The following is a 21,160-nucleotide window of genomic DNA, read 5'->3' as shown; positions in this document are numbered from 1 at the left end:
ATGGGGGCTAGTAGAGGAAGACAGGCTTGCGCGGGGCTGGGGCCGGAGCGGCCGGTGCCCCGGGCGGGCAGGAAGGGTGGTCCGCATCGGTCCCTCAGCCCCGCAGGGATTGGGCGAGTTCGAGGAACGCGTCCTCGCTCGCCGCCATGCCGGGCTCCTGGCGCAGGGCCTCGTAGATGCGGGGCACGAGGAGGATGGCCTGGTCGAGCTCGGCATCCTCGCCGGCGCGGTAGCCCCCCATCAGGCGCAGGTCGCGGGTCTCCTCGAACCGCGCCATCATCGCCTTCAGGCGACGCACCAGTTCGCGCTGCTCGGGCGTCCAGACCTCGCCGGCCAGGCGCGAGATCGAGCCGAGGAGATGCACCGCCGGGTAGCGGCCCTGCTCGGCGATGGCCCGGTCGAGGACCACGTGCCCGTCGAGGGTGCCGCGAATGGAATCGGCCACGGGATCGTTGTGGTCGTCCCCGTCCACCAGCACCGAGAACACGCCCGTGATGCTGCCGGCGCCGTCGAGGCCGGGCCCGGCCCGCTCGAGGAGGCGCGGCAGGTCCGAGAACACGCTCGGCGGATAGCCCCGGGCCACCGCCGGCTCGCCGGCCGCCAGCGCCACGTCGCGGGCCGCATGGGCGTAGCGGGTCACGGAATCCACGATGAGCAGGACGGAGTCGCCGGAATCCCGGAACGATTCCGCGATGCCCATGGCGAGCTTCGGGGCCTGCCGGCGCATCATCGGGCTCTCGTCGCCGGTGGAGACCACGATGACGGCGCGGGACCGGCTCGCCGCCATCGCGCCCTCCAGGAATTCCCGGACCTCCCGCCCGCGCTCGCCCACCAGCGCCACCACGACGCTGTCGAAGCCGGCGGCCCCGGCGAGCATGGCGAGCAGCGTCGACTTGCCGACGCCGGAGCCCGCGAAGATGCCGATGCGCTGGCCGAGGCAGAGCGGCGTGAACAGGTCGAGGGCGCGCACCCCGGTGCGCAGGGGCTTCGTGACCCGCGCCCGCTCCAGGGCCGGGGGCGGATCGGCGTCCAGCGGCACGGCGCGCGGTCCCGGCATCAGGGGGCCGAGCCCGTCGATGGGCCGACCGAGGGCATCGATCACCCGGCCCTTCCAGCTCGGCGCCGGGCGCAGGGTCGGGGGGCCGAGGCGGTAGGCGCGGGTGCCGATCCCGGCCTCGATCCGGCTGTCGAAGGGTTTCAGGGTGACGCCCTGCGCGTCCACGCGCACGACCTCGCCGATCTGCTCGCGACCCTGGGCCATGAAGCCCATCCGGTCGCCGAGGGTCAGGAAGGGGGAGACCCCCGCCACCCGGGCGGCGCTGGCGGTGACCTCCTGGATCGGACCGCCGACGCGCACCAGGGGCAGGGACTCGCGGCCCGTGGCGAGGGCCGCGCCGAGACGGTCGAGGACGTCGGGCATCGGCTCAGCCCTGCGGGCTCAGGGAGCGGATCGCCCCGGAAAAAGCATTCTCGGTCTCGGAGGTCAGCGTCGCGGCGCTCTCGAAGGCGCGCTGGATGGTGATGAGCTTCGTCATCTCCAGGACGGGGTTGACGTTCGCCCCTTCGACGTAGCCCTGCACCATGCCGATGCGGGTGAAATCCTGGACCGGGATCGCGGGCAGGCTCGTGCTGACGCCGTTCGGCTCGGCCCGGGCGAGCGTGCTCTTCGGGTCGAGGGTGAACAGCCCGATGGCGCCGACCTGGTTGGCGCCCTGCGCGACGCTGCCGTCGCGCCCGATGGTCGGCGGACCGGCCTGGGGGTCGAGGAGGATCGGCGCGCCGCCGGGGTCGAGCATCGGCTGCCCGGTGACGCTGCGGAGCTGCCCGAGTGCATCCATCGTCATGCGGCCGTCGCGGGTATAGACGGGCCCCTTGGCGCCGCGCACCGCGAACCAGGCATCGCCCTGCACCGCCACGTCGAGGGGGCTGTCCGTCTTGATCGTCGCTCCGGCGCGCTGCGAGATGTAGGTGTCGCCCGCGGAGGCGAAGGCGACCGCGCCCTTGCTCGCCTGGGCGAGGAGCGCGGTGAACTTCGTATCCTCGGCGCGGTAGCCGCTGGTGGAAAGGTTTGCGACGTTGTTGGCGACGGCGTTGAGGCGCTTTTCCATGGCGATCTGCGCCGAGAGCGCCACGTAGAGTCCGTTCTGCATGGCCCCTAGCTCCCCGAACGGATGCGCTGGAGGCTGAGGAGCAGGCTCGCGTCGAGGCCCTGCGTGGTGGAATCCGCGAACAGGTTCAGGACCGGCGCCGAGGCGGCGTTGTTCTGCGCATCCCAGATCGCGGTGAAGCGCTGCACGAAGCGATTCAGCTTGACCGGATCCTTGAAGCTCGCCAGCTCGACCCGCTCCTCGATGAGCGACGCCTGCCGGGCGATGCCCTCCGAGGAGGAGACGTCGGGCAGGCCGAGGACGGTCTTGACCACCTGCGACAGGGCCGGATCCCCCAGCACGCCGTAACCGGACGAGACGGTGGGCGCGATCCGGGCGAAGTACAGGGCCAGGCGCACGCCGGTGTCCTCGCTTCCCGCATCGGCCTCGAGGCTCTGGTGCAGGTAGGCGGCGGTGGTGTCCGCGGTGGCGGCCGCCAGGGTCGTCGTCTCCGCACCGTAGGTCTTGAAGTCGAAGGCCTTGGCGAAGGCGACGTAGCGGTCGTCGGCGAGGCGGTTGGCGAAGGCCGTGCGATCGCTCACGCCCTCGGTGAGGACCTTGCGCATGAAGGCCTTGGCGTAGGTCATGTCCTCCAGGCCGTGCGCCTTCATCGCGTAGGCGAAGAGGCGCCGGTCTCCGAGGAGATCGTCGATGGATTTCACCGAGCCGATCTTGGCCTCGTAATAGGCGGTCTCGCGGGCGACGTCGGGCTGCGCGCCCTTGCGCGCCAGGGAGGCGCCGAGGTCCCGGGCGATCAGACTGTAGCTAGTGAAGGTGGTCGTCATCGGCGGGGGCGATCGCTCCTGGGGCGCTGGGGCATGGCCGGGTCCCTTCGGCTCGGGCGGGGCTCGGCGCGGGGCCCGCGCTGTCTGGCCGGCGCGGTCTAGCCGGGGTGGCTTGCGGCGGGCTGGTGCGCGGCCGGCGCGGTCACAGCGGGGTGGGCCCGATGATGGTCTCGGAGGTGATCACGACCCAGCCCGACCCGGTGGCGCGGATGGAGAGAACCCGGCCGGCCCCCGGGAGGACGGCGCCGAGCACCACCTGGCGCAGGCCCTCGGGGCCTTCCACGAGGGCGGCTCCGTCGCTGACCCGGCGCAGCACGTAGCCGCGCGCGCCCGGCGCCGGCTCCGTGCGCGCCGCCGGCTTCGCGACGGGGTCGGGGAGCGAGCCCGTGGTGGTCGGATCGAGGTCGAGGGCGGCCTCCCGCGCGGGCGCGGCGTTGCGCCTCCAGGCGAACCCGCCGCTCAGGGCCGGCAGGAAGGGTTGGACCGAATAGGCGTTCGACGCCCCCAGGATGGAATAGGCGGCGAAGCTCCCCGACACCATGGCGAGCCCCAGGCAGAGGCCCACCACCATCCGCTCCAGGGCGGCGGCCCGGGTGCGACGCAGGATCTCGGCCCCCGTGGAGGGGCGAGCGTAGCCGGGCCGCCGCGAGACGGTGGGCGCCGTGAGATGTCGAGGAGAAAGCGGGATCATGGCCATCGCGTGAGAAAGCCGGCAGATGAGTCCGAACCCTTCCACAACATGGTTACCGAAGGGTTAATCCCGGACCTCGCGGGACCCGACCCATCGGGGTCCCCTCCCCCGGCGGCGGTCGTCCGCCGATCCCGACGCCTCCGGAGCTCGGGTCGGGATCCGTCGGGCCGGGCCGGAGCCCGGCCCCGCGTCGACAGGCCGGACCCGCGCTGGTAAGCCTCGGCCTTCATCGGAGGCGGACGGGGCGGCGATGGCGGATTGGCAGGAGGCGGTCTCCCGCGGGGATCGTCCCGCGCGCAGGCCGGTGCCGAAGCGCCACCGCGTGATGCAGCAGGGCCGCATCGTCCTCGGCCCCGAGAGCCTCCTGCCCTGCATCGTGCGCGACCTCTCCCCCCTGGGCGCGAGCCTGCGCCTGCCGCGCCCGAGGCCGCTTCCCGAGCGGTTCGACCTCATCATCGCGGGCCACGAGATCCGCACGCTGCGCGTCCGCCTGCGCTGGCAGCGCGCCGATTTCGTCGGCGTCACCTTCGATTCCGAGGGATAGCGCACGCCGACGCGCAGGCCGGTCCGGTATCGGGGAGCGCGTGCCTGCGGAGGCTCGGGACGGCGTCCCGGCGTACCCGGATCGGGACCGGCTCCGGAGCGCCGGGCATTCGCAGCCGCGCGGCGCATTCGGAAACAGGGCCCGGCGGCCCACCTTAAGCTCCTGATAAGGCGCGCCGTGCATAGTCGCTCCATCGACGAGCGAGGGTTCTGAAACAGAACAAACGTTCCTCGATGCGAACGCGGTGGATAGGTTTCGTGAACCTATAGACATGATGTCGCCCCACCGGTCCGGTGAAAATCCGGGATGTAGTCAGCAGACGACGAGTCTTCATCCATAAATCTCGTCAGCCTTCGAGCCTGCTGCGCGGCCACACGCACGAATTCCTTGTAATTCCTGTCAACCGGACATCCTCGCAATGACCAGCCTGCTGACCAACAACGCCGCAATGACGGCGCTGACGACCCTGAAGAGCATCAACACTCAGCTCGACGCGACCAGCAACCGGGTCTCGACCGGCCAGCGCGTCTCGAGCGCCGCCGACAACGCCGCCTACTGGTCGATCGCCACCACGGTGCGCACCGACAACGCTTCGCTCTCCGCCGTGAAGGACTCGCTCGGCCTGGGTTCGTCGTCGGTCGACACCGCCTATAACGGCCTCAACAGCGTTCTGTCCGACCTGCAGAACATGCGCGCCAAGCTCCAGACGGCGCTGCAGCCGGGCGTCGACCGCTCGAAGGTCCAGACCGAGATCGCCGCCATCCAGAACAAGATGAAGGCCACCGCCGATTCGTCCAACTCGAGCGGCCAGAACTGGCTGTCCGTGAATTCGTCCTCGGCGAACACGTCGTTCCAGGGCACGCAGAGCGTGGTCGCCGGCTTCGCGCGCGATCCGCAGGGCACGATCACCTTCTCGAAGGTGGCCATCGATGTGAACAGCATCAAGCTCTACGACGTGAACGCCACCAACATCACCACCGATGCCACCGAGGCGAAGGTCGTCGGTTCGACGGCGCTCACGGGGACGTCGGCCTTCACCAACGGCACCGTGGATTTCGTCGGTACGTCCGGCACGCCGCCTAAGCCGAAGCAGATTAATCTCAGCCTCGTTCTCGGCGACGGAACCAGCGCGACGATCAAGCTCGACAAGACCACGCTCGCGTCTACGGCAAAGGACCTCACGAAGGTCACCTCCGACGAGATGCTGAGCGCCATCAACAATCAGATCAGCGCGTCCGCCCTCAAAGACAAGGTAAGCGCCGGCCTCGACACGTCCGGTCGCCTGACCTTCCAGACGGCGTCGACCGGTGCCGCCTCACGGCTGACGGTTCAGAACGTGGCCGCTCCGCTGAGCACCAGTGACCTGACGAGCGCCAATGCCGTAGCGGACAATCTGTCGAGCTTCACGGGTACCGGCAACATCGCACTGACGATCAACTCGACGGTTTACAACGTCGCAAACACGGCCATCACGCCGACCGGAACCGGCGATCGGGCCAAGCTGCTTTCCGCGATCAACACAGCGATCGCAGCATCTGGCACGACAGCCGCTTACGACAGCACGAACAAGCTCGTCTTCACGAAGACGGATGGCGGCGCGCTGACGGTTTCCGCCGCGTCCACCGGCACCGCGCCCACCCTTGGCACCTTCACGGCCCCCCCCGCCTACACGCTCGCTGATATCGGCTTCGGTACAGCCACGGGAACAGCGGCAACCGCCGCCAAGGTGACCGCGGACAACAACTTCGCGGCGGTCGACCTGTCGGGCAGTCCCAAGGTCCAGGCTGGAGCCAATTACTCTGCGATCGACCTTTCCAATACCAACACCTTCACGTTCGATGTCAATGATGGCGCCGGCGCGGACCCGATCACGCTGAACAACGCGGATTTCGTCGGGCTCACAGCACCGACGGGTACGGCTGGAGCGGTGAGTGTCGACGACTTTGTCAGCCTCGTGAATGCGAAGCTGGCCACGGTCAGCACCGCGATTGCATCGAATGTCGGCGGCAAGCTGGTGTTCCAGAGCACGGGTGGCTCGGTGGCCATCAACGGGCTGGCGCCGGCGCTCGCTTCCATGGGCTTCTCCACCGCAGTCTCGGCCTCCGCGACGGCCGGTACCAAGACCTTCACGATCAACGACGGCACCGGCGACAAGACGATTTCGCTGGGCGCTGCGGATTACGCAGCCCTGACGACGAAGTCCTCGGGGGCCAGCGGGAGCCGTGCGGTGAATGGGGCCGACATGGCGGCTCTCATCAACCAGAAGCTGCAAGCCGCGGGTGTCAACGCGACCGTGGACTACGGCACGACCACGGCGAGCAGGCTGACCTTCAGCTCGACCGCGGCTGGAACAAGCGCCACCGTGACCTTGGGCGGCACGGACCTGGCGTCCTTGGGCCTGACCGCCAGCAAATCGGCGACCGGTCAAGCAGCGACCCAAGCGTTCAACGGGTTCGGAACGAATTCCGGCACCACGACCGGACAGGGCATCCTGGACTCCTCGGTTGGCGCATACTCGACGGCGGGCGCGGGCAGCTACTCGATCGCCAACGTCGACATCTCCAAGCTCGTCGGCACGAGCGGCGACACGGATCTGTCCGCGATCATCACCGCGGTGGACAAGGCCATCGCCAAGGTCACCGATGCGGGCACCAAGCTCGGCGCCGGCAAGACCCAGATCGACGGCCAGAAGTCCTTCGTGGACACGCTGATGAAGGCCAACGACCGCACCATCGGCATCCTCGTCGATGCCGACATCGAGGAGGAATCCACCAAGCTGAAGGCGCTCCAGACCCAGCAGCAGCTGGCCGTCCAGGCGCTCAGCATCGCCAACGGCGCGAGCCAGAACGTCCTCTCGCTCTTCCGCTAAGCGCGACCTCGCCCCCGGCCACCCGGGGGCGAGCCACGAAGAAAAAGGCCACGGCTCCGCGAGGAGGCGTGGCCTTTTTCGATTCCGGGAGGGAGTGGTCGGCGTCGGACGCGCGGGTCGGATCAGCCGACGAAGGTGTAGCCGGCCAGGCGCTTGGCCTCGATGGGATCGTAGCCGAGGCGCAGGCGCAGCTTCTTGCGCAGCTTGCTGATATGGCCCTCGACGACGCTCTCCTCCACGTCGCTGCCGTGGTCGGCATAGACCGCATTGAAGATCTGGGTCCGGCTGAGTTGGCGCCCGCGATGGCTCGCGAAGACCTCCAGGATGTGGCGCTCGCGCCGGGGCAGGATCAGGCTTTCCCCGTCGATCTCGGGGTCGCGTCCGTCCTTGAACACCGTGAGGCGGCCGCTGCGGTCCTGGGTGGCGGGCGCCTGCGCCTCGCCCCGGATGCCGCGTCGGCGGATCGCCTCGGCCCGGGCCAGGATCTCCCGGATATGGACGGGGCGGCGCACGACGTCGTCGATGCCGGCGGTGAAGAGGTCGAGGGTCTGCTCGAGGGAGCGGGTCTCGTTGAGGGCGATGATCGGCGCCGGGGACAGGCTGCGGATCGCGGCGGTGCGGGTCGCGCGGTCCGCGCATTCCCCGAGCACGATGCCGGTCACGGCATCGACCGGCTTACCGACCAGCCAAGCCAGGAAGGCATCGGCCTCCAGGCTGCGCGCGGGAACGTCCTGCGCACCGAAACCCGCCACGTACTCGGCAGCGACCGCCTGCCGCTCATCGACAACGATATACATCCCAGCGCCCCGCCGAAACCGAATGTTGTCGCAATCTCGCCGGGCGATCACCTTGGACACGGAGCGACTTCGATGTTCGCCCTTGGGATCCTGGTTTTGTTTGATCGTTACTGTGCGGCACCGGAGCTTTTTCAGTCGCTCCGGGCGCCGCCACCCGTTGATTTGCGTTAACAATGTTTCTTTGCGGAAATGGTTAATTTTGCTTTAACCCTCCTGGCATCCTGTGATCCCGGGCTGGCTTCGGGGGGACTCCGACCCGTCGAACGCCTTCGGGGCGCGCCCCTGTTGCAAACGCGCCACGCCGCGCCTCAGGCCGGGCGGGCACGTGCGGGGGTCGGAGCCAGCGTCTCGGCGAGGAGTTCGACCTGACCGACGAGGCGGCGCAGGCCATCGCTGTGCGGTGCCGCGGGCATCGGCGGCGGCGCGCCCTCGCCGCCGAGGTTCGCCAGGGTCGCGGTGATCCAGCCGCTCCAGGCCGCCAGCGCCTCCGGCTCCGCCGTCTCGACGGCGTAGCGCAGAGCCGTCAGCCGCGCCGAGATGCGGCGCAGGGTGGCGTCGGCCACCATCGCGGTTTCCACCTGCGGATGCCGCCCGGCGCGCGGCTGCTGCAGGGCCCGGGCCAGGGCGGCCTCGAGGTCGTTCAGCGCGAGGCCGGCGGCGCGGGCGGCCTGCGCGCGGGCGCCCGATGTCTCCGCCTCGTGCCCCGCGCAGAGGACCGCGCGGGCGAAGGCCGCGTGGGCTCGGATCGCCTTGCGCAGTTCCAGGCGCACCTGATCGGGCTCCCAGATCGGCCATAGCACGAGGGCGCTCCCCACGGCGATGAGGCCGCCGAGCAGGGTCAGGAGGGCGCGCATCCCGGCGACCTCCCAGGAGCCGTGGCCGGGTTCGACCACCTCCACGAGGAGCACGATCAGGGGCGTGAGGCAGGCGATGAAGACGCCGTAGCTGATCCCGCGCGCGGCAAAGCCGATGATGCTCAAGGGGAGGATCAGGGCGGCCAGGGCGAGCGGCGTGGTGGCGAGGCCCGCCAGGGCGGCACCGATCAGGCCGCCCAGCACCGTGCCGCCGATCCGCTCCAGGGCCCGCTGCCAGGTCGCGGCGTAGAACGGCTGCATGGTCAGCACCACCGTGATGGTGAGCCAGTGCGCGAAGGGACCGGACCAGACCAGGGTCGCCCACAGGGCCGGGGCCGCCACCGCGGTGGCCCGCACGGCGTGGCGCAGGTTGGCCGAGGCCAGGGTGAAGTGGGTGGCGAGCGGCCCGAGGAGGCGGGTCGTCAGCGGCAGGCTCTCCCGACCCATCAGGGCGCCGCCGGGGCGTTCGCCGCCGGGCGTCGAGAGCTTGGCCCCGATCCGGACGCGGTCGAGGATGCGTGTGGCCAGGTCGTTGAGCCCGCGATCATGGGCGAGGCGCCGCGCGCCCCGCGCGATCGCCCGCTCCAGGCGGGGCAGGTCGAGCACGCTGTCGTCGCGGATCGCCCGGGCGATGACGCCGAGCAGGGGGCGGAGCCGGCGCAGGAAGCGGCGCGCCATGCGGCGGCGGCGCGGGTCGGGCTCGTCCTCGATGAGGTCGGACAGGGCGATCAGGGCGGCGAAGATCTGTTCGGCGGCCTCCAGGCGGATCAGCGCCTGGGCGGTGCGGTCGGAGATGCGTGACCGGCTGCGGGCGAGGTCGACGATGACGAAGCGCGCCTGCTCGATGGCCTCGCGCACGCCGCGCCGGTGCGCCCGGGCGTGCCGGTCGAACGCCTGCACCTCGAAGGCGTGCCGGTCGAAGATCTGGCGGTGCCCGGACTGCAGCCCGGCCGGCCGGGTCAGGGAGGCGAGGTCTTCGAGGTCGTCGCAGAGGCGCGTCAGGCGACGCCAGACTTCGGCCACCGCGCGCTGGGTCGGCCGGTAGGGGTGCAGCCGCCAGAGGACGAGCGCGAGCAGCGTCGCCCACAGCCCGCCGGCCGCGAAGACGAGCCCGGCCTCCAGGGCCCCGCCGGGCGCGAGCGGCCGGTCGAGGGCGAAGCACAGCACGAGGATGAGGACGTTGCCGGCGGTCTGCGCCGGGACGCCCCAGACCCGCGCGTAGGTGCAGGCGAAGATGACGAGCCCGGCCAGCGGCACGACGAGGACCGGCCCCAGCGGCTGTATCAGCCCGAACAGCCCCCAGATCACCCCGCTGAGCAGCGAGAACACGGTGAGCACGAGGAGGCGGGCCCGCATCGGGCCCCCGGCATCGGCAAAGCACGCGAGGTTCGCGGCGAGCGCCAGGGTGAGGAGCGGAGGCCAGGGCACCCATTCGTGCAACAGGATGACGAGGCCGAAGGCGAGCGCCGCCCGCACGCCGTCGATGAGGCTGAGGCCGCGTGGATCGAGGCCGATGGGCAGGCGGGTGAGGTCGCGCCCGGGATCGGCCGGCGTGCCCCGTCCCCGCAGGAAGGCTGCCGCGCGCCGTCCCCGGTGCGGACCGGTGCCCGTCATGGGCGGAGGCGCCGGTCTGGGCTCGACGGGCGGAGAAGGCATCGCGGCACGGGGGGACTCCGCGGCGCATCCTGTGTGCGCCGCACCCACGATCTAGAACCATTCCCCGCGGCTCGGAACCGCCGGGGCCGACACGGCTGGCCTGCAGCCGGTGGCTTGAAGGCGGTGACTTGAATGCTGCGACTTGAATGCTGCGACTTGAATGCTGCGACTTGCAGCCGGCGGGACGCGCGCGCGGAAGGCAGGGCGATCGCAGAGACGGACCTGCGCGTTGAAAACCGACTTTCAGCCCCCCCTCGGGTCCGGGCTCGCCGACGGCGCCCCGGAATGACGGCGCGGTGCCGTCTGCAATCGCCCTGCGCGGAACGGGAGCCCGCCGCGAACCCCCGCCCTCGGAAACGGCTGGCCTTAGAACTTGCCGCCCAGGCCGACGCCACCGCCCTGGCTCATCTGGGGCGCGAGGCCGCCGGAGCTCGTCCGGCTCGTGGTCTCGCCCTCGATATCCTCCCGGCGGATACGGCGCTCCTCATTCGCTGCCGCACGCGTCTGGCCGCCCCCGCTGTTGGGCAGGTTGAGGCGCCGCGTCGGGGCGGTCTGCGCCACCGGCTCGTCGGCGTCGACCTGGGCGGCGCGCCCGCGCTGCGGACCCGGCACGGCGCCGCGCATCGAGGGCGGCGGGCCGATGTCGGTCTCGGGCATCACACCGCCGCCGCCGCCGAGCGCCTGGCACCCTCCGGCCAGGGCGGCGATGAGCGCGACGGCGCAGGCATGGGACGGAAGGGACATCGGGTCTGGTCCTCGATCATAACGGCTTTGCCCGCGGCAGGGCACGCGACGCATCTCATTGCCTCTCTACGACGCAGTTTTGGCGAAAACCAGGGATGTTGCCGTGCACAAGAGCATTGCGGCCACGCTTCGGGTGATGCGAGAGTGCCGCCGCCGAGTCGGGGCGGGTCGATGGCCGGTCCATTTCTTGCCCGCCTCGTCCCGTCGTCCACGGCGACCGCGCCCTGATCTTCCGTTCCGGCGGGCGGGGCTCGATCGCCGTTCCGTCCCGTCCCATTCTTGGCTCATCCACAACTTCGCCTTGGTCCCCGCGCAATGAGTCCGGCACCGCCCTCGGGTGGAACCTGCCGCTCAAGGTTGTCATTGTGTGAGGCCGGCGAGCCGCATCACTCGGGGAACGCGCGTGTTCAGAACTGTCCGGATGATCGCCACCGCGACGATCACCCTGTGGGCCGCAGCTGCGGCCGCCGAAGGCCCGGCGACCCCGGGCAAGGAACCGGTGCCGGGCACCGGTGAGGTGACGACGGGCTCGCCAGCGCCCGCCCTGCCGCAGGTCGCGCCGGTTCCGGCCGCGCCCCCGGCGCCGGTCCCCCCGGCCGCCGTGCCGCCCGTCGCGTCGCCTGTGGCACCGCCCGCCGGCCCACCCGCGCCGGCCCAGCCCGGGGTCGCCGGCACGCCCGCCACCGTGCTCGACACCCAGGATTACGAGGGCGTGCTCGGCAAGGCCGTGCGCAGTTCCACCGGCGAGGATATGGGCCGGATCATCGACATCATCCTCGACAAGGATGGCCGGCCGCGTGCCGCGATCATCGATTTCGGGGGCTTCCTCGGCGTCGGCTCGCGCAAGATCGCGGTGGACTGGCGGGCGATGCGCTTCTCCCAGGACGCCAAGCCGAGCCGCCTCGTGCTCCAACTCAGCCGCAACCAGGTCCGCGTCTCCCCCGAGTACAAGCCCGGCGACCCGATCGTGGTCCTCGGTCCCGCGAGCCCGGCAGCCCCGGCGGACGGCGATCAGGCCACCCCGAACGTTCAGGCTCCGGCGGCACCCGTCCAAGGGCCGGTCGCACCGCCCCAGACGCCTGCGGCAACCGTCCAAGGGCCCGTAGCACCGCAAGCGCCTGCGGCAGCTACCCAGACGCCTGCGGCAGCTCCGCAAGCACCCGCGGCCTCACCCCAAACGCCGGCCGCCGTCGCACCGGCCTCCCCCGCCACACCAGCCGACAAGCCGGCGGAGAGGTCGCCGGATCGATGACGGCACCGCTCCCGAAGAATCGTCGGGCCTTGAAACCCCGCGAGGCGCCGCGTCCGGACTTCCGGGCGCGTCCGCTCCCCCGTCGCGACACTCTGACGGACGACGCCCCGTCCGCGACGGCAGCGGAGGCTCCGGGCGACATGAAGGTCATTTCCCGCGCGAGCAGCCGGGGCCTCGACGGCTTCGCGTTCTTCGTGGCCAATCTCCAGACCGGCTTCGGCCCCTTCCTGGCGGTGTACTTCACCCAGGCGCAGTGGACGCAATCGGATATCGGCTTCGCCCTTACGGTCGGCAGCCTCGTCAGCCTGCTCGGCCAGGTGCCGGGCGGCGCCTTCGTGGACGCGGTGCGCTCCCGCCGGTTCGCGGCCGGCTTCTCCGTGGTCGCCATCGCGTTGAGCGCCTTCGCGCTCGCGATGTGGCCGAACTTCCTCGTGGTGCTGCTGGCCATGGCCGCGCATTCGGCGGCGAGTTGCATCCTGACGCCCGCCATCGCGGCGATCAGCATCGGCCTCGTCGGGCACGCCCGGGCGGGCGAGCGCCTCGGGCGCAACGCGAGCTTCTCGGCCCTGGGCAACGCGGTGGCCGCCGCCGGCATGGGGGCCTGCGGCTACTATCTCTCCAACGACGCGGTGTTCTACCTCACCGCCGCCCTGATGGTGCCCACCCTGATCGCCCTGTCCCGGATTCGGGCCGACGAGATCGAGGGGCCGGCCCGGACGAAGGCCGATCCGGAGGTGCCCGCGCCGCAGGCCGGCAGCGGTCTGCGCGCGCTGCTCACGAACCGGGCGCTGCTCTGCTTTGCCGCCTGCATGACCCTGTTCTTCCTCGCCAACGCGGCGATGCTGCCGCTGGTGGGCAGCATGCTCACCCTGCGGGCGAGCGAGACCGCGACGGCGCTGATCGCCGCCTGCATCGTGGTGCCTCAGGTGGTGCTCGCCGTCTCGGCCCCCGCCGTCGGGCGGGCCGCCGAGCGCTGGGGACGGCGGCCGCTGCTGCTCGTCGGGTTCGCCGCCCTGCCCATCCGGGGGCTGCTCTTCGCCTACGTGGACAGCCCCGAACTGCTGGTGGCGGTGCAGGTCTTCGACGGCGTCTCGGCGGCGGTGTTCGGCGTGATGGTGCCCCTCGTGGTCTCGGACGCCACCCGCAGGACGGGCCACTTCAACCTCGCGCTCGGCGCCGTCGGCACCGCGATGGGCATCGGGGCAGCCCTGTCGACCTCCCTGGCCGGGGTCATGGCCGACCGCCTCGGCAGCCACACGGCGTTCCTCGGACTCGCCATCGTGGGCTTTGCCGCCTTCGCGCTCGTGGCCCTGATCATGCCGGAAACGCGCCGCCCTCCGACGGCGTGAACCGCATGGGACGCAGCCTCCGCGGCACCGAATTCGCTTACCGCTCAAGCTGCGTTCAGGTTCGGCGGCTATAACGCGCAAACCTGCGCCGGACACTGCAACGCTTGGCCGCCCGTCGCGTTGCGCTTCCGGGGGGCTCGAGCTTCCGTCGCTGACGCGCACGGGAAACCAGGGTCCGCGAGGACTCTTTATTAGAGGTCTGTTCGCCCGCCAGCGGGTGGATACGCGAAACCGGGACGGTCACCGAGATGGAAGACCTCTGCGCCTATGCCGATCGGCCGTTCGCCTTCGTAGGACGCTATCTGCGCCGGCGCGCCCTGCCGCATGCCGTGATCCTGTGTGCGGTGCTCGGCGCCGTCGGCTTCTCCGTGAGCACGGACTACGCGCTCAAGGGCGTGGTCGATGCCCTGAGCAAGGGGCCGGATGCCGGCCTGATCTGGGGTGCGCTCGCGGTCCTCATCGCCTTCATCGCCGCCGACAACATGCTCTGGCGCGTGGCGAGCCTGGTGGGCTCCTTCACCTTCGTTGGGGTCACGGGCGACATCCGCCGCGACCTGTTCCGCCACATGACCGGGCACTCGCCCTCGTTCTTCGCCGACCGCCAGCCCGGCACCCTGGCCTCGCGCATCACCGCGACCTCGAACGCGATCTTCACGGTCGAGAACATGTTCGTGTTCAACGTGATGCCGCCCTGCGTCGCGGCCTTCGGCTCGATCCTCTATATCGGTACCGTCAACCTCACGATGGCGCTGGTGCTCGCCGGCATCTTCGCCGCCGTCGTGGTGCTGATGTTCAAGATGGCGGCAGCCGGCAAGCCGCTCCACCACGACTTCGCCGCGAAGGCGGCCTCGGTCGACGGCGAGATGGTCGACCTCGTGGGCAACATGCCCCTGGTGCGCGCCTTCTCGGCCTTCAAGCGCGAATATACCCGGTTCGACGGCACGATCGGGCGGGAAATGCGCTCGCGCCGCTCCTCGCTGCTCTACCTCGAGAAGCTGCGCATCGTGCACGCCATCCTCACCGTGTTCGCGGTGCTCGGCCTGCTCTACTGGGCCATCACCATGTGGGAGGCGGGGCAGGCGACGAACGGCCAGGTGGTCCTCGTCTGCACCCTCGGCATCCGCATCCTGGCCGCCACCCGCGACCTCGCGGTCGCCCTGGTCGATGCGACCCAGCACACCGCCCGCCTCTCGGAGGCGCTCCACACTCTGCTGCAGCCGCACGACCTCATCGACCACCCGGAGGCGGAGCCGCTCTCGGGCACCGGCGCCGAGATCACGTTCGACCACGTCGCCTTCGCCTACCCGGACGGGCGCAGCGTATTCACCGACTTCGACCTCGTCCTCAAGCCCGGCCAGCGGGTGGGTCTCGTGGGCAAGTCGGGGGGCGGCAAGTCGACCCTGTTCTCCCTGCTCCAGCGCTTCTACGACGCCCAGGGCGGCCGCATTCTCATCAACGGCCAGGACATCCAGCGCGTGACGCAGGAATCGTTGCGGGAGGCCATCACGGTGGTTCCGCAGGATGTCTCGATGTTCCACCGCACCCTGCGGGAGAACATCCGCTACGGCCGGCCCGACGCGTCCGACGAGGATGTCTGGAAGGCCGCCGCCGCCGCCCATTGCACCGATTTTATCGAGGCGCTGCCGGAAGGCTTCGACACCATCGTGGGCGACCGGGGCGTGAAGCTCTCGGGCGGGCAGCGCCAGCGCATCGCCATCGCGCGCGCCATCCTGAAGGATTCGCCGATCCTGCTCCTCGACGAGGCCACCTCGGCCCTCGACGCGGAATCCGAGGAGGCGATCCGCCACGCGCTCGCCAACCTGATGAAGGGCCGCACCGTCATCGCGATCGCACACCGCCTCTCGACCCTCAGGGATTTCGATCGGATCGTGGTGCTGGAGGGCGGACGCATCATCCAGGACGGCTCCCCGGACAAGCTGACCCATCTCGACGGCTTCTACCGCGAGTTGATGAAGAAGGAATCGATGTCGATGGCGCTGGCCGCCGCCTGATCCCGCCGATACGGAAACCGGGCGCTGGTCTGGGGCCGTCGCGGGCCTTCGAGACGACGCCGCCCCACGCACCGGGGCGCGTCAGGGTGCGTGCGTGATCCTCCCGAAGGCCTCGGCACCCGAGGGAACGGGCGTTCCTCGGACGCCGATCCGCCGCGTGCGCGGTTCAGGGTGAGACGACGAAGGTCTGCTCGGTGGAGATGGAGCGGTCCGAGCGCTTGTCCCGAGCCGAGAAGCCGAGGACGTAAGTGCCCGCCGGAATATCCGAGACCGCCAGATCGTAGTTCATGAAGAACTTCGGCTGGCCGTTCAGGAGGTCGCTCGCATCGACCACGAGATCCTGGTCGATGACGCCCTTCTTGCCCCACAGGATCTCGCCCTGCGGGCTCCGGACATCGACGTCGATGGCATAGCCGAAGCGCAGCTTGCCGCCCTCGACGGGAACCAGCGTCGCGCCGGTGGCCTCGAGATAGGTCAGGATCCGCTCGTTCTTTCCGAACGTGTTCGAGGCGCGCGTCGTGTACGATCCGAAGCCGTCCGCCTTTTCGGTGACGAACAGGTTCCTCGGCACGCGCAGCGGCGTCGGGGCTTGCGCCGGGGCAACCGGGGCCTCGCTCGCCGGCGCCTTCTCGGCTGCCGCAATCTTGTCGCTCGCAACCGTCTTCGGGGCCTCGGCCACCGGTGCGGCGCCGCCCGACCAGAAACTGGACTTGGCCGAACCCGTATCCGCCGGAACCTTGATGCTGCCCATGACCGCCGAGAGGGCGGCCTCGTTCGCCTCGCGCTCGTCCTTCGTGCCCCAGATGGTGATCAGCACGATTCGGTCGCGGCTGGCGTCAACGGTCACGAAATCCACGATGGTCTTCTCGGAGCCGGCGGTGGTGACGTAGCGCTGGACCCGGGCCGGGCTGCCGGCGACATCCAGCGTCACCGCGACCGGCTTGATGTTCAGGTTGACCTTTGCCTTCTTCAGGTAGGCCTTGCTGTCCTTCAGCAGGGTTTCGACGTCGGACCGATCCCCGTAAGCGATGTTGAAGACCAAGTAGCCGTCAGAGGCGACAGAATTGATCTCGTTTCCTTCCGCACTGACGTTCCAGTTGTCGGGCAGCGTCAGTGTTACGGCCGGACTCTTTACGGGAAGCGCATAGTCCTTGGCGTCTGCGGGTATGGCGAAGGAGGCCAGCAGGGCGAAAGTCAGCAGTCCACACTTCATGGTCGAGTCTCATCCGGGAAACCGGTCACGCAGAGGCGCTGACCAGAACCTCGCATTAGGAGACGGATATTGAATTTCTGTTCCGACCGACTGTTGTTCTCTGAATTATCCAGACACGTCATCCATTCACGGCGAAGAATCGATGAAGCGTATGAGGACAGGTCGACGGACCGGCGTGCTCCGGTGAAGCCGGAACCTGGAACCGTGAGTCGCGCAGGACCCGACGTCGTCGGCGCATTTATCGCGCGGGCGAGGCGGACGACCCATCCGTCAACCGCGGCGATGAGACTGCGCGCCGGTGCCGGGACGAGGGACGTCCCCATACCTCCGGCTCGTCGCTTCGGGGCCGCGCCTGCAACGTGCTCCCTCTCGTGAAAGAGCGGGGACCCGCGTCAGCCGTCTCGACCCTGTGAACCCATCAACCGGACGCCGTATCAGTTGTGCGACTGGATGAAGTTGCGGACCAGCGGGTAGGTCTGGCTCTCCCACTTCCGGCCCGAGAACACGCCGTAATGGCCTACGCCGGCCTGGAGATGGTGGCTCTTCATGTGGTGGGGCAGGCTGGTGCAGAGGTCGTGGGCCGCCATGGTCTGCCCGACCGCGCAGATGTCGTCGCGCTCGCCCTCGACCGTCATCAGTGCCGTCTTGCGGATCGCCCGCATGTCGATCGGGTCGCCGCGATAGGTCAGTTCGTTCTTGGCGAGCGTATAATCCTGAAACACGGTCTTGACCGTCTCGATGTAGAACTCCGCCGCCAGGTCGAGCACGGCGAAATACTCATCGTAGAATCCCTCGATCTGGCGTGCCTTCTCGGCCTCTCCGTTGGCAAGGTGCCAGAACAGATCGGCATGGCCCTGCACGTGGCGCTTGGCGTTCATCGAGACGAAGGCCGAGACCTGCATGAAGCCGGGATAGACCCGCCGGCCGGCGCCCTTGTGGCGGTCCGGAACGGTGGCGATGAGGTTCTTCTCGAACCACGCGATCGGCTTCGAGGTGGCGAGGTGGTTCACCGAGGTCGGGCTGACCCGGCAATCCACCGGTCCCGCCATCAGCGTCATGCTGCGCGGATGGGCGACGTCCTTCGACTCGGCCATGACGGCGGCAGCGGCGAGGGCCTGGACCGCCGGCTGGCAGACGGCGACGAGGTGGGCCCCCTCCCCGATCGCGCCGAGGAACTGCACGAGGTGGTTCACGTAATCGTCGAACCCGAAGGCCCCGGCGCTCAGCGGCACGTCACGGGCATTGTGCCAGTCCGTGATGTAGACGTCGTGGTCCGGCAGCAGGGTCCGCACCGTGCCACGCAGCAGGGTGGCGAAGTGCCCCGAGAGCGGCGCCACCACGAGGACGCGCGGCTGCTCGGTCTCGATGTCCTTCTTGAATCGCAGCAAGGTGCCGAAGGGCGTGGCGAAGGCGGCCTCCTCGGTCACCGGCACCTCGCGGTTGCCCACGGTGACGCTGTCGATGCCGTAGGCCGGGCGCGTGAAGGTGAGGCCGGCACGCATCATCATCCGGGCACCGGCGGACCACCAGCTCAGCGGTTCCCGGAAGCCGGCGGCGGTCCAGGGCGAGATCGCGTCGTGGACGACCCGCCCCCAGGCCCGCGTCTGCTCAGCCAGATCCGACTGGGCATCGAATGCGCGATACAGCATGCAACCCGAACTCCTGCGCGAACGGTCAGACCAAGGAAACGCCCGCGATGGACGGGTGCACCGGCCGGGGGCCGACGACGGGGCGCTACGCTGCGGCAGGTGGCTCTGGGACGCAACGGGCTTAACGTGTGATATCCTGCGGCTGTTGTGCGTATACATCACCGGAAAAGGAACGCGCTTCTGGGTGAGAGGAACCGGGCCGGCGGACGCGCGGCGGCCCGGGGTGGGGAAACGTTAATCGCCAGGTCCGGAGAAAAGGTCCCTTCCGCGCCGGTGCGGGCGTCGCCAACCGGAAACATCCTGCGTATCCTCCCGCGGCGACGGCATGAGTCTTGGATCACGGTGAGTCCTGGATCAAAGATCTCGGATGACGAGTCTCGGATCGCGCGGCGCGCGCTTCGATCATCAAGGCAGGTCTCACTCACTCGAACGTGAAGACCTCAGGGAGGGGAACATGCCTGCGGCGACGCTCACCATCTCAAGTCGCAACTACTCGTCCTGGTCGCTGCGGGGCTGGCTGGTCTGCCGGATGGCGGGCCTGGATTTCGAGACCGAGCTCCTCTCCGGCAACGACGCCTCCACCCGGGCCGAGCTCCTACACCTCTCGCCCTCGTTCCTCGTCCCGCGCCTCGTCCACGGCGAGATCATCGTCTGGGACACCCTGGCCATTGCCCAGTACCTCAACGAGATCCGGCCCGAGGCGGGGTTCCTGCCGCGCGACGCCGTGGCCCGTGCCCATTGCCGCTCGATCTCGGGGGAGATGCATGGCGGCTTCATCAACCTGCGCTCGGCCCTGCCGATGAACCTCAAGGCGCGCCACACCAACTTCAAGATCTTCAACGGCGCGCGCGGCGACATCGAGCGGGTCATCACCATCGTGGACGAGTGCCTGACCCGGTACGACGGGCCGTTCCTGTTCGGCGCGACGCCGAGCCTCGCCGACGCGATGTTCGCGCCCGTCTGTTCGCGCTTCCGCACCTACGACGTCGCCCTGTCGCGCAAGACGGCGCTCTACCGCGACACCATGCTGGCCTGGCCGCCGATGCAGGAATGGGCGTCCGACGCCGCGCGTGAGCCCGACGAGATCGAGGAACTCGACATGGAGTTCTGATCCGCCCCACCGGCTTCCCCGCGCGACCTCCGCGCACGTCCGAGCGGCGGGATCAGGCGGCGGCGGGGCGGTGGGCGGCGTTCGCCGCCGAATCCTGGGGGGCGGCCGGGTGGGCGGCCGCACGCGGCAGGTCGATCCGGGCCGTCAGGCCGCGCGGGCTCCGGTTGCGCAGGGTGAAGCGGCCCCCATGCGCATCGACGATGGCCGACACGATGGAGAGGCCGAGGCCGAACCCGCTCGCCGTGTCGAGGTTGCGCGCCCGGTCGCCGCGCACGAAGGGCTGGAGCATCATCTCCCGCTCCGCCTCAGGAATGCCGGGTCCGTCGTCGCTGACCTCGACGGCCACGCCCTGCTCGGTCTGCAGCACCGCGAGGCGGGCGAGACCGCCGTACTTCACCGCGTTGTCGACGAGGTTCATGATCGCGCGCTGCAGCTCCTCCGGCCGGCCCTGGACCAGCACGTGGCGGGTCTCGGCGACCCGGACGTCGGCCCCGATATCCGCAAAGGCGTCGGCGACGGTCTGCACCACGGAGGCGAGGTCGATCAGCGTCCGGGTCGCCGTCCTGCCCGCCTCCGGGCTCTGGCCGTCCCGCACGAAGGACAGGGCCGCCTCCACCAGGCCGTTCATCTGGTCGAGGTCGCGCAGGGTCATGGCGCGGGCGTGGTCGTCCTCGATGAACTCGGCGCGCAGGCGCAGGCGGGTGATGGGCGTGCGCAGGTCGTGGCTGATGGCGGCCAGCATCTGCGTGCGGTCATCGACGAGGCGGCGCACGCGGGCGCGCATCCGGTCGAGGGCGCGGGACAGGGCCACCACCTCGCGCGGCCCGTTCTGGGGCAGGTCCACGAGGTTCATGCGGGTGCCGAACTCGTCCGCGGCCTCCACGAGGCGCGCCAGGGGGGCGGTCAGCGCCCGGGTGGCCCAGAGCGAGATCAGCGAGACGGCCACGGCCAGGAACACGAAGGTGAAGATGACGGCGCCCTGGCGCATCGGGGGCCGGTCGTCGTCCGGCACCAGGGCCGAGAGCCGCGCGCCGCCCGGCGTCGTCATGCCGACCCGAACCCCCGAGGCCGCGTCCGCGGGCCGTCCGGCCGACCACAGGTCGGTGACGGCGAGCGGCCGCCCGAACCCGTCGCGCAGGCGCTGGACCATGGGATGGTCGCCGATCCGGTCGCCGCCGGCGGTGCCGGCGCCGCCGGCCTCGGGAAGGCTGCCGTCCCAGGCCTGGAGGCGCAGGGTCGGCAGCATCCGGGCGGCGTTGGCGAGCAGCGTCGGACGGTCGGCCGCGGCGGCGGCGTCGAGGAGCCGGGCGACCGTGGCGAGACGGGTCGCGGCCACACCCGGATGGTCGTCCGGCCGCCAGGGCTCGCGAAGGGTGAAGAAGGCCAGGGTCGCGAGGGCGTGGGTGAGCACCACCGCAGCGACGATGAGCAGGGCGATCTGGCCGCCGACGCTCGACGGCTTCAAGGCGCGCAGGCGGGACTTCATG

Annotated in this window: 16 protein-coding genes; 6 read left to right on the top strand and 10 right to left on the bottom strand. The window is 70.1% G+C overall.

The window, feature by feature from the left end; all coding sequences use genetic code 11:
- Window positions 1-94: 94 nt before the first annotated feature.
- The 4 genes from fliI to OF380_RS10685 form a co-directional block, all read right to left on the bottom strand.
- Entirely contained in the window at window positions 95-1,420 is a 1,326-nt protein-coding gene (gene fliI, locus OF380_RS10700) for a flagellar protein export ATPase FliI (RefSeq protein WP_264050734.1), read from the bottom strand.
- Window positions 1,421-1,424: 4 nt separating this feature from the next.
- Window positions 1,425-2,150, bottom strand: coding sequence for a flagellar basal-body rod protein FlgF (gene flgF, locus OF380_RS10695; RefSeq protein ID WP_264050733.1), 726 nt, complete (start codon window positions 2,148-2,150; stop codon window positions 1,425-1,427).
- A 5-nt stretch (window positions 2,151-2,155) separates the two neighbouring features.
- Window positions 2,156-2,932: a DUF1217 domain-containing protein gene (locus tag OF380_RS10690; protein ID WP_264050732.1), complete on the bottom strand. Its 777-nt coding sequence runs from the start codon at window positions 2,930-2,932 to the stop codon at window positions 2,156-2,158.
- Between the two features lie 142 nt (window positions 2,933-3,074).
- Window positions 3,075-3,623 carry a hypothetical protein gene (locus tag OF380_RS10685; protein WP_264050731.1) on the bottom strand — a complete coding sequence of 183 codons (549 nt, stop codon included), beginning with the start codon at window positions 3,621-3,623 and terminating at the stop codon, window positions 3,075-3,077.
- Between the two features lie 250 nt (window positions 3,624-3,873).
- Between OF380_RS10685 and OF380_RS10680 the strand changes: the two genes are divergently transcribed.
- Both OF380_RS10680 and OF380_RS10675 read left to right on the top strand, forming a co-directional pair.
- Window positions 3,874-4,167, top strand: a complete 294-nt coding sequence (locus OF380_RS10680; protein ID WP_264050730.1) for a PilZ domain-containing protein — start codon at window positions 3,874-3,876, stop codon at window positions 4,165-4,167.
- Between the two features lie 418 nt (window positions 4,168-4,585).
- Window positions 4,586-7,036 carry a flagellin N-terminal helical domain-containing protein gene (locus OF380_RS10675; protein ID WP_264050729.1) on the top strand — a complete coding sequence of 817 codons (2,451 nt, stop codon included), beginning with the start codon at window positions 4,586-4,588 and terminating at the stop codon, window positions 7,034-7,036.
- 122 nt (window positions 7,037-7,158) lie between these two features.
- Here the strand turns inward: OF380_RS10675 and OF380_RS10670 are convergent, their stop codons facing one another.
- From OF380_RS10670 to OF380_RS10660, 3 genes are all read right to left on the bottom strand, one after another.
- Window positions 7,159-7,833 carry a response regulator transcription factor gene (locus OF380_RS10670; protein WP_264050728.1) on the bottom strand — a complete coding sequence of 225 codons (675 nt, stop codon included), beginning with the start codon at window positions 7,831-7,833 and terminating at the stop codon, window positions 7,159-7,161.
- A gap of 308 nt (window positions 7,834-8,141) precedes the next feature.
- Window positions 8,142-10,301 carry an FUSC family protein gene (locus OF380_RS10665; RefSeq protein WP_264050727.1) on the bottom strand — a complete coding sequence of 720 codons (2,160 nt, stop codon included), beginning with the start codon at window positions 10,299-10,301 and terminating at the stop codon, window positions 8,142-8,144.
- Window positions 10,302-10,709: 408 nt separating this feature from the next.
- Complete coding sequence (locus tag OF380_RS10660; RefSeq protein ID WP_264050726.1) at window positions 10,710-11,087, bottom strand: hypothetical protein; 378 nt, start codon at window positions 11,085-11,087, stop codon at window positions 10,710-10,712.
- A gap of 403 nt (window positions 11,088-11,490) precedes the next feature.
- Between OF380_RS10660 and OF380_RS10655 the strand changes: the two genes are divergently transcribed.
- From OF380_RS10655 to OF380_RS10645, 3 genes are all read left to right on the top strand, one after another.
- The gene (locus tag OF380_RS10655) at window positions 11,491-12,339 is read left to right on the top strand and encodes a PRC-barrel domain-containing protein (RefSeq protein WP_318784599.1); all 849 of its coding nucleotides are present in this window, start codon (window positions 11,491-11,493) and stop codon (window positions 12,337-12,339) included.
- The gene (locus tag OF380_RS10650) at window positions 12,336-13,688 is read left to right on the top strand and encodes an MFS transporter (protein ID WP_264050725.1); all 1,353 of its coding nucleotides are present in this window, start codon (window positions 12,336-12,338) and stop codon (window positions 13,686-13,688) included. Before OF380_RS10655 ends, OF380_RS10650 begins: the two co-directional genes overlap by 4 nt.
- Window positions 13,689-13,936: 248 nt before the next feature.
- Complete coding sequence (locus OF380_RS10645) at window positions 13,937-15,700, top strand: ABC transporter ATP-binding protein (RefSeq protein ID WP_264050724.1); 1,764 nt, start codon at window positions 13,937-13,939, stop codon at window positions 15,698-15,700.
- Between the two features lie 166 nt (window positions 15,701-15,866).
- Here OF380_RS10645 and OF380_RS10640 read toward each other — a convergent pair whose 3' ends face one another.
- Together OF380_RS10640 and OF380_RS10635 are read right to left on the bottom strand one after the other, a co-directional pair.
- Complete coding sequence (locus OF380_RS10640) at window positions 15,867-16,913, bottom strand: hypothetical protein (protein ID WP_264050723.1); 1,047 nt, start codon at window positions 16,911-16,913, stop codon at window positions 15,867-15,869.
- A 434-nt stretch (window positions 16,914-17,347) separates the two neighbouring features.
- Window positions 17,348-18,562 (bottom strand): polyhydroxyalkanoate depolymerase, encoded by a 1,215-nt coding sequence (locus OF380_RS10635; RefSeq protein WP_264050722.1) that lies wholly within the window; start codon window positions 18,560-18,562, stop codon window positions 17,348-17,350.
- Window positions 18,563-19,016: 454 nt separating this feature from the next.
- Here OF380_RS10635 and OF380_RS10630 point away from each other — a divergent pair, with 454 nt between their 5' ends.
- A complete protein-coding gene (locus OF380_RS10630; RefSeq protein WP_264050721.1) occupies window positions 19,017-19,673 on the top strand; it encodes a glutathione S-transferase family protein in 657 nt (218 codons plus the stop codon).
- Between the two features lie 52 nt (window positions 19,674-19,725).
- On the opposite strand, the gene OF380_RS10625 is transcribed toward OF380_RS10630, so the two are convergent.
- The gene (locus OF380_RS10625) at window positions 19,726-21,159 is read right to left on the bottom strand and encodes an ATP-binding protein (protein WP_264050720.1); all 1,434 of its coding nucleotides are present in this window, start codon (window positions 21,157-21,159) and stop codon (window positions 19,726-19,728) included.
- Window position 21,160: the final 1 nt, after the last annotated feature.

The sequence above is a fragment of the Methylobacterium sp. FF17 genome (assembly GCF_025813715.1).
Classification (GTDB): Bacteria; Pseudomonadota; Alphaproteobacteria; order Rhizobiales; family Beijerinckiaceae; genus Methylobacterium; species Methylobacterium flocculans.
The sequence above is the reverse complement of the archived record's forward strand: the minus strand, read 5'-3'. Positions and strand labels throughout refer to the sequence as shown.